Origin of the sequence: Pseudomonas rustica, assembly GCF_049959085.1 — a bacterium.
GTDB classification, from domain to species: Bacteria; Pseudomonadota; Gammaproteobacteria; order Pseudomonadales; family Pseudomonadaceae; genus Aquipseudomonas; species Aquipseudomonas rustica.
In genome coordinates this window covers 5,764,737-5,777,980 of record NZ_CP188200.1, presented here as the reverse complement: position 1 = coordinate 5,777,980, position 13,244 = coordinate 5,764,737, and the positions used below count along the sequence as shown (strand labels likewise).

Here is a 13,244-nt window from a genome sequence, read left to right as displayed (position 1 = left end):
CGACTGCAATAATTCCGTTATCTAATGCGGCGCAAGACAGTTAAATGACAAGAGGATTAAGGCATGGTTGGCAGGAGCATTCTGATCGTCGACGACGAAGCGCCCATTCGCGAAATGATCGCCGTTGCGTTGGAAATGGCCGGCTATGACTGCCTCGAGGCAGAGAACTCGCAGCAGGCGCACGCCATCATTGTCGACCGCAAGCCGGATCTGATCCTGCTTGACTGGATGCTGCCCGGCACGTCCGGCATCGAGCTGGCCCGCCGCCTCAAGCGTGACGAGCTGACCGGGGATATCCCGATCATCATGCTCACCGCCAAGGGCGAAGAGGACAACAAGATTCAGGGCCTGGAAGTCGGTGCCGACGACTACATCACCAAACCGTTTTCCCCGCGTGAACTGGTCGCCCGCCTCAAAGCCGTGTTGCGCCGCGCCGGCCCGACTGATGGCGAAGCGCCGATTGAAGTCGGTGGCTTGCTGCTCGACCCGATCAGCCACCGCGTGACCATCGACGGCAAACCGGCCGAGATGGGCCCGACCGAATACCGTCTGCTGCAATTCTTCATGACCCACCAGGAACGCGCCTACACCCGTGGCCAGTTGCTGGATCAGGTCTGGGGCGGCAACGTCTATGTTGAAGAGCGCACCGTTGACGTGCACATCCGCCGCCTGCGCAAGGCACTCGGCGACGCCTACGAAAATCTGGTACAAACCGTGCGCGGCACTGGCTACCGGTTTTCCACCAAGGCATAAAACAGCAGCTGCAAGCGTCTAGCTACAAGCGGCAAGTTGAAGCCGATCCGCTTTAGCTTGAAGCTTGTGGCTTGAAACTCGAAGCTGCGTTAAGGACGCTCCGTGAATCAAAACTGGCATGGCACCCTGATTCGCCACATGCTGTTGCTGGTCACCGCCTGCCTGGTGATCGGCCTGATCACCGGCTATTACGGCTGGAGCCTTGCTGCAGGTCTGGGTATTTATCTGGCCTGGACGCTCAAGCAGTTGCTGCGGCTGCACGAATGGCTGCGCCTGCACAAACCCGACGAAGCACCGCCCGATGGCTATGGCCTGTGGGGTGAGGTGTTCGACAGCATCTATCACCTGCAACGCCGCGACCAACGCGTGCGCGGGCGTCTGCAAGCGGTGATCGACCGGGTTCAGGAATCCACCGCCGCGCTGAAAGACGCGGTGATCATGCTCGACAGCGACGGCAATCTGGAATGGTGGAACCGCGCGGCGGAAACCCTGCTTGGTCTGAAGACCCCGCAGGACAGCGGCCAACCGGTGACCAACCTGGTGCGCCATCCGCGCTTCAAGGAGTACTTCGAGCAAGACAGCTACGCCGAGCCACTGGAAATCCCCTCGCCAACCAATGATCGCCTGCGCATTCAGCTGTACATCACCCGCTACGGCAACAATGAACACTTGATGCTGGTGCGCGACGTCACGCGCATCCATCAGCTGGAACAGATGCGCAAAGACTTCATCGCCAACGTTTCCCACGAACTGCGCACACCGCTGACGGTGATCTGCGGCTATCTGGAAACCCTGCTCGACAACGTCGAAGAGGTGAACCCGCGCTGGAGCCGAGCGCTGCAGCAAATGCAGCAACAAGGCGGGCGCATGCAGACGCTGCTCAACGACCTGTTGCTGCTGGCGAAACTGGAAGCCACCGATTACCCGTCGGACAACCAGCCAGTGCAGATCGACATGTTGCTGCAATCGATCAAAAGCGATGCGCAGCAATTGTCCGGCGCGAAAAACCAGCACATCACCCTCGAAGCCGATGCGAGCATTTTGCTCAAGGGCAGCGAGGCGGAGTTGCGCAGCGCGTTTTCCAATCTGGTGTTCAACGCGGTGAAGTACACCCCGGCCGAGGGCAATATCCGCATTCGCTGGTCGGGCGACGATCAAGGCGCGCACCTGAGCGTGCAGGATTCCGGGATCGGCATAGACAGCAAACACCTGCCGCGCCTGACCGAACGTTTCTACCGCGTCGACTCCAGCCGCAACTCCAACACCGGCGGCACCGGGCTGGGCCTGGCCATCGTCAAACACGTGTTGCTGCGCCACCGTGCACGGATGGAGATCAGCAGCGTGCCCGGCCACGGCAGCACGTTCACCTGCCATTTCGCCCCGGCTCAGGTGGCACATGCACGGGCGATCAGCGCCAGCGAATGATGCCGCCCGGCACGCGCCACTAGGCAATCGCCCGGTCAGCCGCTACATTGGCTGACTTGTGCCTGCCTTTCAGGCGCGGCTTTTACCTTCTTTTGAATCATACGGAACCCGCAAAACTCCATCATGGACCCTTCCCCTGGCTTGTCCCTCGCAACAATATTTGCCGATTTCGGCATGATCCTATTTGCTCTGATCCTGGTTTTGCTCAACGGCTTTTTCGTTGCGGCGGAATTCGCCATGGTCAAACTGCGCTCGACCCGCGTCGAGGCCATCGCTGAACAGAACGGCTGGCGCGGGCATATCCTGCGCACCGTACACAGTCAGCTCGATGCGTACCTCTCGGCGTGTCAGCTCGGTATCACCCTCGCCTCCCTGGGCCTGGGCTGGGTCGGTGAGCCGGCATTCGCGCACATTCTTGAGCCGCTGCTGAGCGCGGTCGGTGTGCAATCGGCCGAGGTCGTCAAAGGCGTCTCGTTCTTCACTGCGTTCTTCATCATTTCGTACCTGCACATCGTCGTCGGCGAGCTGGCCCCCAAGTCGTGGGCGATCCGCAAACCGGAGCTGCTGTCGCTGTGGACGGCGGTGCCGCTTTACCTGTTCTACTGGGCGATGTACCCGGCCATTTACCTGCTCAACGCCAGCGCCAACGCGATTCTGCGCATCGCCGGCCAGGGCGAACCCGGCCCGCACCACGAACACCATTACAGCCGCGAAGAACTGAAACTGATTCTGCACTCCAGCCGTGGCCAGAACCCCAGCGACCAGGGCATGCGTGTGCTGGCCTCGGCGGTGGAAATGGGCGAGCTGGAAGTGGTCGACTGGGCCAACTCCCGCGAAGACCTGATCTCGCTGGAATTCAATGCGCCGCTGAAGGAAATTCTGGCGATGTTCCGTCGCCACAAGTTCAGCCGTTATCCGGTGTACGACAGCGAGCGTCAGGAGTTCGTCGGCCTGCTGCACATCAAGGATCTGCTGCTGGAACTGGCGGCGCTGGATCACATTCCCGAGTCGTTCAACCTGGCTGAACTGACTCGTCCGCTGGAGCGCGTGTCGCGCCATATGCCGCTGTCGCAGTTGCTGGAGCAGTTCCGCAAGGGCGGCTCGCACTTCGCCGTGGTCGAGGAGGCTGACGGCAACATCATCGGCTACCTGACCATGGAAGACGTGCTGGAAGTGCTCGTCGGCGACATTCAGGACGAACACCGCAAGGCTGAACGCGGCATCCTCGCCTATCAGCCGGGCAAGCTGCTGGTGCGTGGCGACACGCCGTTGTTCAAGGTGGAGCGTCTGCTCGGCATCGACCTCGATCACATCGAAGCGGAGACCCTCGCCGGCCTGGTCTATGAAACCCTCAACCGCGTGCCGGAGGAGGAAGAAGTGCTGGAAGTCGAAGGCCTGCGGATCATTATCAAAAAAATGAAAGGCCCGAAGATTGTGCTGGCGAAGGTGTTGATGCTGGATTGATGGCTAGGCGGGAAACTGCATTGCCTGTTAAGAGATCGCAGCCTTCGGCAGCTCCTACAGGAAACCACATTCTCATGTAGGAGCTGCCGCAGGCTGCGATCTTTTGCTTTTAAAGGTTCACTGTTTGCCCAACGCAAAGTTGGGCAACGCGCCCAGTGGCTGGTTGAACTGATACGGAATCGATACCAGCCCCTGCCCCGTGTTGCGCTGCACCACAAAGTGCAAATGCGGGCCGCTGCTGTTGCCGGTGTTGCCGGACAGCGCCAACGGACTGCCGACCGTCACCTGCTGCCCTTCCCTGACGCTCACCGAACCTTGCTTCAAATGCAGGTACACACCCATCGTCCCGTCATTGTGCAACACGCGCACGAAGTTGCCGGACGGGTCGGTGCCGCGACCGCTCTGTGAGTTTTCGACTTTCACCACAACGCCCGCGCGCGCCGCGATGATTGGCGTGCCCACCGGCATGGCGATGTCCATCGCGTAACGATTCTTCGGCCCGAAGTGGCTGTACTGCCCCTCAGCGCCCTGACTCAAGCGAAACGGCCCGCCGCGCCACGGCAGCGGATAGCGATAGCTCTGCGCGACGCCAACGGGGTTGCCGAGGGAATATTGAAACTGCGGCGAATATTGCAACGGTTGGCCGGGAGTAATCGGCGTCAACAGCGCCATCCGGGTTTTGCTGCGCGCCGGCAGCACCCGACGGATGGCTTTTGCCGGCGCACCGCGCACGTTGCTCAGGCTAATAAACGCCAGCGCGATCTCGACCGGCGCGTACAGATCGTTGCGCACGAACACCACGTCACCGCCCTTCTGCTTCTTGATATCGAGGTACACCTGACGCTCCAGGTGCTCGACCATGCGATCCTGAAACACGAACTCCTTCGCGCCTTTGCTCGGGCGATCGCTGTACGAGACCACACCGTTGGCATCGGTGGATTTGTAGACAGTGACGGCCACAACCGAGGTAGAGGCCAGGAGGAGACCACAGAGAAACAGCAGGCGCGCGAACATGGGCAAGAGTCTGTCGAAGGAAGGCCTAAAAAGAGCCTAGCAGGTGAAACAGACCGGGGGAGTCGACAGATGTTTCAATTTGGCTAAAGGCAAAACAAAAGATCGCAGCCTTCGGCAGCTCCTACATTGGAATGCGATCCCCTGTAATTGCTGATCGTCCCCACGCTCTGCGTAGGGATGCCGCCAGGGACGCTCCGCGTCCCATGCAGCGAGGACACGCGGAGCGTCCGGTTGAGGCGTTCCCACGCAGAGCGTGGGAACGATCAGGCTGAAACTTGTGATCACGCGCCGGGGATGAAGTGCTTCTGCGCCGTGCCACGCGCGATCAGGCGGGAGATGTAGTCGAGCTTCTGTGCGTCCTGATCGACAAAGCGGAAGGTCAGTTGCAGCCATTCGCTGTCTGGCTTTTGCTCATGCGCGACCACGGCATGCAGATAGCCATTGAGGCGGGCGATCTCGGCATTGTCGCCCTGCTCCAGATCGAGCACCGCGCTGTCGAGGATCTGCGGCAGGTTCTCGCTGCGCTTCACCACCAGCAGCGCTTCTTTTAGGCTCAACGCTTTGATCACGCATTGCTGCGTGCCGCTCGGCAGCCGCAACTGGCCATGCCCACGACCACCGCTTGGCGCTGCCGAAGCGGCAGGTGCTTTGACGGGCGGGCTGTTGAGCAAACCGCGCGCCGGTGCAGCCGCTGGCGCAGGTGCTGCAACCACGGGCGCTTTACCGCCGGTCAATGCGCTCAGGGAATCGTTGCCGAATGCCGAATTCATCTTGGTCGGGGCGCTGTTCATCAGGGCGTCGAGCTTGCCGATTTTGTTCAGGGCCTGTTTGACCTTGGTCAGCAGTTGCTCGTTGGTGAACGGTTTGCTGACGTAGCCGGAAACGCCGGCCTGAATCGCCTGCACCACGTTCTCTTTATCGCCACGGCTGGTGACCATGATGAAGGGCATGGTTTTCAGGTTGTCTTGCTCGCGGCACCAGGTCAGCAGTTCGAGGCCGGACATTTCCGGCATTTCCCAGTCGCACAGCACCAGGTCGAACGCTTCCTTGGTCAGCATGGCCTGAGCCTTTTTGCCGTTGATGGCGTCCTCGGTGCGGATCCCCGGGAAGTAATTGCGCAGGCACTTTTTCACCAGGTCACGAATGAACGACGCGTCGTCCACGACCAACACACTGATCTTGCTCATCCAACACCCCTATTAAAATCCCGGCAAGCATAACGCTGGCTGATGGCACATTGCCAAAACTCTTCAGTCACGCCGGGACTTTTCGTTCGCGGGTGCTGCTTTTTTATCGAAAGCTGTAAACGAAAACGCCCGGCCAAAGGGCCGGGCGCTTTACTCAGGCAATCTTACTTATCGTCAGCAACGTCCGGAACATTAGCGGTTTCGCCGCTTGTGCCTTGAACTTCTTCCTTCATGCGCTTGAGGCCCATGTGACGCACGTCGGTGCCGCGCACCAGGTAAATCACCAGCTCGGAGATGTTGCGCGCGTGGTCGCCGATGCGCTCCAGCGAACGCAGCACCCAGATGATGCTCAACACGCGCGAGATAGAGCGCGGATCTTCCATCATGTAAGTCGCCAGCTCACGCAGGGCGGTTTTGTATTCGCGGTCGATAATCTTGTCGTACTGCGCCACCGACAACGCCAGATCGGCGTCGAAACGGGCGAACGCGTCCAGCGCATCGCGCACCATATTGCGCACCTGGTCGCCAATGTGGCGAACCTCGACGTAACCGCGCGGCGCTTCACCTTCTTCGCACAGCTGAATTGCGCGGCGGGCAATCTTGGTTGCTTCGTCACCGATGCGCTCCAGGTCGATCACCGACTTGGAGATGCTGATGATCAAACGCAAGTCGGACGCCGCCGGCTGACGACGGGCGAGAATGCGCAGGCATTCTTCGTCGATGTTGCGTTCCATCTGGTTGATCTGGTCATCGATCTCGCGCACCTGCTGAGCCAGACCGGAGTCGGCCTCGATCAGCGCGGTCACCGCGTCGTTGACCTGCTTCTCGACCAGCCCGCCCATGGCCAGGAGGTGGCTGCGCACTTCCTCAAGCTCAGCGTTGAACTGCGCAGAGATGTGATGGGTAAGGCCTTCCTTAGAAATCATTGTGTTCGCTCCGCAAAAGCTTTAACCAAGAGCTGCAAGCTACAAGCTGCAAGCTGAAATTTGTCGTTACGCTGAACCGCTTTGACTTGCCGCTTGCAGCTTCAAGCTTGCGGCTGTACGGCTAGCCGTACCGCCCCGTGATGTAGTCTTCGGTCTGCTTCTTCGCCGGATTGGTGAACAGGGTATCGGTGTCGCCGAACTCCACCAGTTTGCCCATGTACATGAACGCCGTGTAATCCGAAACCCGCGCGGCCTGTTGCATGTTGTGCGTGACGATGACGATGGTGAACTTGGATTTCAGCTCGTAGATCAGCTCTTCGACTTTCAGCGTCGAGATCGGGTCGAGTGCCGAGCACGGTTCGTCGAGCAGCAGCACTTCCGGCTCAACCGCGATGGTACGGGCGATCACCAGACGTTGTTGCTGACCACCGGACAGGCCGAGTGCCGACTCGTGCAGACGGTCTTTGACCTCATCCCACAGTGCCGCGCCTTTCAGCGCCCACTCGACCGCTTCGTCGAGGATGCGCTTCTTGTTGATGCCCTGAATGCGCAGGCCGTACACGACGTTTTCGTAGATGGTTTTCGGGAACGGGTTCGGCTTCTGGAACACCATGCCGACGCGACGACGCAGTTCGGCAACGTCTTCGCCTTTGCGATAGATGTTGTTGCCGTACAGGTTGATCGCGCCTTCTACGCGGCAACCGTCAACCAGATCGTTCATGCGGTTGAAGGTGCGCAGCAGTGTCGATTTACCGCAGCCGGACGGGCCGATGAAGGCAGTCACGCGCTGTTTCGGAATGTTCATGCTGACGTCGAACAGCGCTTGTTTGTCGCCGTAGTACAGGCTCAGGCCCGGTACTTCGATGGCCACGGTTTCCTGTTCGAGGTTGAGGCTCTGCTTGTCGCGGCCCAGGGCGGACATGTTGATGCCGTGGGTATGTGCTTCGTGCTGCATGGTTCTCACTCCGTTCGTAGCTGCGAGCTTCTAGCTGCAAGCTGCAAGTTTGAGCAAAAGCGGCTTGTAGCTTGCCGCTTGTGGCTAATGGCTTTAGCTATCCAGTGCTTTGTATTTTTCGCGCAGGTGGTTGCGGATATACACCGCCGACAGGTTCAACGTGGCGATCACCAGCACCAGCAACAGCGCCGTGGCGTACACCAGCGGGCGGGCCGCCTCGACGTTCGGGCTCTGGAAGCCGACGTCATAAATGTGGAAGCCCAGGTGCATGATCTTCTGATCGAGGTGCAGGTACGGGTAGTTGCCATCCACCGGCAGCGACGGCGCCAGTTTCACCACACCCACCAGCATCAGCGGCGCCACTTCACCGGCGGCGCGGGCCACGGCGAGGATCATGCCGGTCATCATTGCCGGGCTGGCCATCGGGATCACGATCTTCCACAAGGTTTCAGCCTTGGTCGCGCCGAGGGCCAACGAGCCTTCACGCACGGTACGCGGAATACGCGCCAGACCTTCCTCGGTCGCCACGATCACCACCGGCACCGCCAGCAGCGCCAGGGTCAACGAGGCCCAGAGCAAACCCGGTGTACCGAAGGTCGGTGCCGGCAGTGCTTCCGGGAAGAACAAACGGTCGACCGAACCACCGAGTACGTAAACGAAGAAGCCCAGACCGAACACGCCGTAAACGATCGCCGGAACGCCGGCAAGGTTGTTCACCGCGATACGGATGATCCGCGTCAGGGTGTTCTGTTTGGCGTATTCACGCAGGTACACCGCTGCCAGCACGCCGAACGGGGTGACGATCATCGCCATGATCAGGGTCATCATCACGGTGCCGAAGATCGCCGGGAAAATCCCGCCTTCGGTGTTCGCTTCACGCGGGTCATCCGAAAGGAATTCCCAGATCTTGCTGAAGTAGAAACCGACTTTGGTGAACGTGCTCATCGCGTTCGGCTGGTAGGCGTGAACCACTTTGCCCAAACCGATTTCAATCTCTTTGCCGTTGGCATCACGAGCGGTCAGCGCATCACGGTTGAACTGCGCATGCAGATCGGCCAGACGCGCTTCGATGTCCTGATAACGCGCGTTCAGTTCGGCACGCTCGGACTCCATGTCCGCTTGTGCGGTGGCGTCGAGCTTGCCTTCCAGTTCCAGTTTGCGACCGTGCAGACGGATGCGTTCCAGCCCGGCGTTGATCGCACCGATGTCGGTTTTTTCCAGCGACTTCAGCTGTGCCGCCAGACCGTTTACCCGGTTGATCCGCGCTTGCAGTTCAGGCCAGGCAGCCTCGCCCTCGGCGATAACCTTGCCATCCTGTTTGACGTTGACCAGGTAGCCGTAGAAGTTGCCCCACTCGCGACGTTCGATCGCCATCAACTCGGGCGGCGTGGTCTGGTTGGTCAGCCAGTCGCCGACGATCCAGGTGAAGTCGTTGCCGTTCAAGTCACGGTTGCCGACCTTGATCAGCTCGCGGGTCATGAATTCCGGGCCAACGTCCGGCACCGGCAAACCGGCGCTCTTCAGACGAGCACGTGGCACTTCTTCTTTCTGTACCACTTCGCCAACGACCAGATGCTGGGCCTGACCCGGCACGTCGTAGCTGGCATGCACCAGATCCGCCGGCCAGAAGTGACCCAGACCGCGCACGGCAATCACTGCCAACAGGCCAATGGTCATGATGACCGCGATGGACACCGCGCCACCGCTGATCCAGACGCCCGGGGCGCCGCTCTTGAACCATCCTTTCAGGGAGTTCTGTTTCACAGACTTCTACCTTTGCTTAAAGCGACGAGTATTTCTTGCGCAGACGCTGACGAATCAGTTCTGCCAGGGTGTTCATGACGAAGGTGAACAACAGCAGCACCAGCGCCGAGAGGAACAGCACGCGGTAGTGGCTGCCGCCGACTTCCGACTCGGGCATTTCCACCGCGACGTTGGCGGCCAGGGTGCGCAGGCCTTCGAACAGGTTCATTTCCATGACCGGGGTGTTACCGGTGGCCATCAACACGATCATGGTTTCGCCGACCGCACGGCCCATGCCGATCATCAGCGCCGAGAAAATCCCCGGGCTGGCAGTCAGGATCACCACGCGGGTCATGGTCTGCCACGGTGTGGCACCGAGGGCCAGCGAGCCGAGGGTCAGGCCGCGAGGCACACTGAACACGGCGTCTTCAGCAATCGAGTAGATGTTCGGGATGACCGCGAAGCCCATGGCCAGACCGACCACCAGTGCGTTGCGCTGGTCGTAGGTGATGCCGAGGTCGTGGGAGATCCACATGCGCATGTCGCCGCCGAAGAACCAGTTCTCCATGAACGGGCTCATGTACAGCGACAGCCAGCCGACGAACAGAATCACCGGGATCAGCAGCGCACTTTCCCAACCGTCCGGGACTTTCAGGCGGATCGATTCAGGCAGGCGGCTGAAGGTGAAACCGGCGACCAGAATCCCAATCGGCAACAACATCAGCAGGCTGAAAATGCCCGGCAAATGCCCTTCCACATACGGCGCCAAAAACAGACCGGCGAAGAAACCGAGGATTACCGTCGGCATCGCTTCCATCAGCTCGATCACCGGTTTGACCTTGCGGCGCATGCCCGGGGCCATGAAGTACGCGGTGTAGATTGCAGCAGCAACCGCCAGCGGCGCGGCCAGCAGCATTGCGTAGAACGCGGCTTTCAGGGTGCCGAAGGTCAGTGGCGACAGACTCAGTTTCGGTTCGAAATCGGTGTTGGCCGCAGTCGATTGCCAGACGTATTTAGGCTCGTCGTAGTTCTCGTACCAGACCTTGCTCCACAGCGCGCTCCACGACACTTCCGGGTGCGGGTTGTCGAGCAGCAGCGGTTGCAGCTTGCCGCCGGCTTCGACGATCACGCGGTTGGCGCGTGGCGACAGACCGAACAGGCCCTGACCTTCTACCACTTGATCGACCAACAGCGTGCGGTGCGCGGTGCTGTGGAACACGCCGAGCTTGCCGCTGGCATCCAGCGCGAGGAAGCCTTTGCGACGCTCTTCAGCGGTGATTTCAACGATCGGCGTGGTGCCCATCTGGAAGGTGCGAATCTGCTTCAGACGCTGCTCGCCATCCGGGTCACGCGCCATGAACCACTGGGCCAGACCACCCTTGGAGTCGCCAATGATCAGCGAGATACCACCGACCAACTGAGTGGAAGCGGTGACTTCAGCGTCGCCGTCTTCGAGCAGTTTGTAGCGACCGTTGAGGCTCTTGTCGCGCAGGCTGAACACGTCGGCCTGAGCACGCCCGTTGACCACGTACAGCCATTGCTGGCGTGGGTCGACGAAGATGTTTTTCACCGACTCGGTCATCTGCGGCAGATCGATACGCTTCTGCTCGTTGGTGACTTCGCCGGTCATCATGTTTTCTTCGCTGGTCAGCGACAGAACATTCAGCTGCGAACCGGTCGAGCCCACCAGCATCAGCGTGGTGTCGGTGGCGTTCAGGCTGACGTGCTCCAGCGCACCGCCGCTTTCGTTCAGCGCGATCGGCGTCTCGCCGTACGGATATTCGATGGCCGGGGTGATGGTTTTCTTGCCATCGGGGTAGCTGACTTTATAGGTGTGACGGAACACCAGCGCCTGACCGTTGGACAGGCCCACGGCCACCAACGGATGACCCGGCTGATCTTCACCCAGCGAGGTCACGGTGGTGCCGGCCGGAACCGGCAGATCGACGCGCTTCAATTCAGCGCCACTGTCGATATCAAAGAACAGCGCCTGACCCTTGTCGGACACGCGCATGGCCACCTGATTCTGCTCTTCGAGCGAAATCATCAGCGGCTTGCCGGCGTCCTGCATCCAGGCCGGGGTGATCGCATCTTTCGCGGTCAGGTCGGCACCCTTGAACAGCGGCGCAACCACGTAGGCGAGGAAGAAGAAGATCAGGGTGATGGCTGCCAGCACCGCCAGGCCGCCAACGAGGACGTACCAACGGGTGAAGCGATCCTTGAGCGCGCGAATGCGGCGCTTGCGTTGCAGCTCAGGCGTATTGAAATCAATGCGCTTGGGAGGGGAAGTCGTAGTCATTGGGGAATTGGCCAGATCATTCATGCGCACACCCTAGCGATCCTGTATGACAGAAAGATGACAATGCAGTGACGCACCAAATCCACCGCCAGCGGGTACTGGAGGAGGATCGAAGAATTCGAAGGTTCGCGGTGTCCTGTGGGGCCCGCCTGAAACCTGCTGTAACGGAAACGTTTGAAACCTGTGTAGGAGCTGACGAGGGAACCGAGGCTGCGATCTTTTGATCTTGCAGTCAGAGGCCAGATCAAAAGATCGCAGCCTCGTTTCACTCGACAGCTCCTACAGGGGTTCCTGCAGATCCGGGGATTAGCCCGGATCTACGGGGTTACTTCTTTGCGACTTCAGCGCCGCCTTCTTGCAGACCGAGGTCAGCCAGTGCTTTTGCAGCAACCTTGGCTGGCAGCGGGATGTAGCCGTCTTTCACCACAACTTCCTGGCCCTGTTTCGACAGCACCAGTTTCACGAACTCAGCTTCCAGCGGAGCCAGAGGCTTGTTCGGGGCTTTGTTGACGTACACGTAGAGGAAACGCGACAGCGGGTACTTGCCGTTCAGGGCGTTTTCTTCGGTGTCTTCGATGAAGTCAGTGCCGCCCTTCTTGGCCAGAGCAACGGTTTTCACGCTAGCGGTTTTGTAGCCGATGCCCGAGTAACCGATGCCGTTCAGCGAGGAGCTGATCGACTGCACAACCGACGCCGAACCTGGTTGTTCGTTAACGTTTGGTTTGTAGTCGCCTTTGCACAGGGCTTCTTCTTTGAAGTAGCCGTAGGTGCCGGATACCGAGTTACGACCGAACAGCTGCACTGGCTTGTTGGCCAGGTCGCCGGTCACGCCCAGGTCGCCCCAGGTTTTCACGTCGGCTTTGGCGCCGCACAGACGGGTCGACGAGAAGATCGCATCAACCTGTTCCATGGTCAGGTGCTGGATCGGGTTATCCTTGTGCACGAATACGGCCAAGGCATCCACAGCCACCGGGATAGCGGTTGGCTTGTAGCCGTACTTCTGCTCGAAAGCAGCCAGTTCGGTGTCCTTCATCTTGCGGCTCATCGGGCCCAGGTTGGAGGTGCCTTCAGTCAGCGCAGGTGGCGCAGTGGCGGAGCCAGCGGCCTGAATCTGGATGTTTACGTTCGGGTATTCTTTTTTGTAGTTCTCAGCCCAGAGGGTCATGAGGTTGGCCAGGGTATCGGAGCCGACGCTGGACAGGTTGCCCGACACACCAGTGGTCTTGGTGTAGCTCGGGATAGCAGGGTCAACAGCGGCGAACGCGTTGGCAGTCGCAACGCCAGCAGCGACAAAAGTCATTGCCGCCATCAAACGCTTCAGTTTCATGCCTTACTCCTAGCAGATAGGGTGTGTTAAGTCGGGGCCAAGTATCAGCAGGCCGTGTGAACACTCTATGGCTGAAATATGACAATTGGATGAAAGGCCAGCATGTCGCGACAGATCGTTCCCACGCTCTGCGTGGGAACGCCGCCATGGA

General features: G+C 59.8%; 10 protein-coding genes. 3 read left to right on the top strand and 7 right to left on the bottom strand.

Annotated elements, in window-relative coordinates; genetic code table 11:
- The first annotated feature begins 63 nt into the window (after positions 1–63).
- From phoB to ACP3TY_RS26135, 3 genes are all read left to right on the top strand, one after another.
- Positions 64–753, top strand: coding sequence for a phosphate regulon transcriptional regulator PhoB (gene phoB / locus ACP3TY_RS26145; RefSeq protein ID WP_007896474.1), 690 nt, complete (start codon positions 64–66; stop codon positions 751–753).
- 138 nt (positions 754–891) lie between these two features.
- On the top strand, positions 892–2,178 hold the full coding sequence (gene phoR, locus ACP3TY_RS26140) for a phosphate regulon sensor histidine kinase PhoR (protein ID WP_426620525.1): 1,287 nt from the start codon (positions 892–894) through the stop codon (positions 2,176–2,178).
- Positions 2,179–2,301: 123 nt separating this feature from the next.
- On the top strand, positions 2,302–3,642 hold the full coding sequence (locus tag ACP3TY_RS26135; RefSeq protein ID WP_053125129.1) for a hemolysin family protein: 1,341 nt from the start codon (positions 2,302–2,304) through the stop codon (positions 3,640–3,642).
- Positions 3,643–3,759: 117 nt separating this feature from the next.
- On the opposite strand, the gene ACP3TY_RS26130 is transcribed toward ACP3TY_RS26135, so the two are convergent.
- The 7 genes from ACP3TY_RS26130 to ACP3TY_RS26100 all read right to left on the bottom strand — a co-directional run bounded on the left by ACP3TY_RS26130 (position 3,760) and on the right by ACP3TY_RS26100 (position 13,093).
- Positions 3,760–4,656: a peptidoglycan DD-metalloendopeptidase family protein gene (locus ACP3TY_RS26130; protein WP_426618809.1), complete on the bottom strand. Its 897-nt coding sequence runs from the start codon at positions 4,654–4,656 to the stop codon at positions 3,760–3,762.
- A 281-nt stretch (positions 4,657–4,937) separates the two neighbouring features.
- Positions 4,938–5,843, bottom strand: a complete 906-nt coding sequence (locus ACP3TY_RS26125; RefSeq protein ID WP_212545374.1) for a response regulator — start codon at positions 5,841–5,843, stop codon at positions 4,938–4,940.
- A 164-nt stretch (positions 5,844–6,007) separates the two neighbouring features.
- Positions 6,008–6,769, bottom strand: coding sequence for a phosphate signaling complex protein PhoU (gene phoU / locus ACP3TY_RS26120; RefSeq protein WP_053125136.1), 762 nt, complete (start codon positions 6,767–6,769; stop codon positions 6,008–6,010).
- Positions 6,770–6,890: 121 nt separating this feature from the next.
- A complete protein-coding gene (gene pstB / locus ACP3TY_RS26115) occupies positions 6,891–7,724 on the bottom strand; it encodes a phosphate ABC transporter ATP-binding protein PstB (RefSeq protein ID WP_008078766.1) in 834 nt (277 codons plus the stop codon).
- Between the two features lie 93 nt (positions 7,725–7,817).
- Complete coding sequence (pstA, locus tag ACP3TY_RS26110; protein ID WP_159814466.1) at positions 7,818–9,488, bottom strand: phosphate ABC transporter permease PstA; 1,671 nt, start codon at positions 9,486–9,488, stop codon at positions 7,818–7,820.
- Positions 9,489–9,504: 16 nt separating this feature from the next.
- Positions 9,505–11,538, bottom strand: a complete 2,034-nt coding sequence (locus ACP3TY_RS26105) for an ABC transporter permease subunit (RefSeq protein ID WP_401241917.1) — start codon at positions 11,536–11,538, stop codon at positions 9,505–9,507.
- Positions 11,539–12,091: 553 nt separating this feature from the next.
- Positions 12,092–13,093, bottom strand: a complete 1,002-nt coding sequence (locus ACP3TY_RS26100; RefSeq protein WP_008078772.1) for a phosphate ABC transporter substrate-binding protein PstS — start codon at positions 13,091–13,093, stop codon at positions 12,092–12,094.
- Positions 13,094–13,244 lie beyond the last annotated feature (151 nt).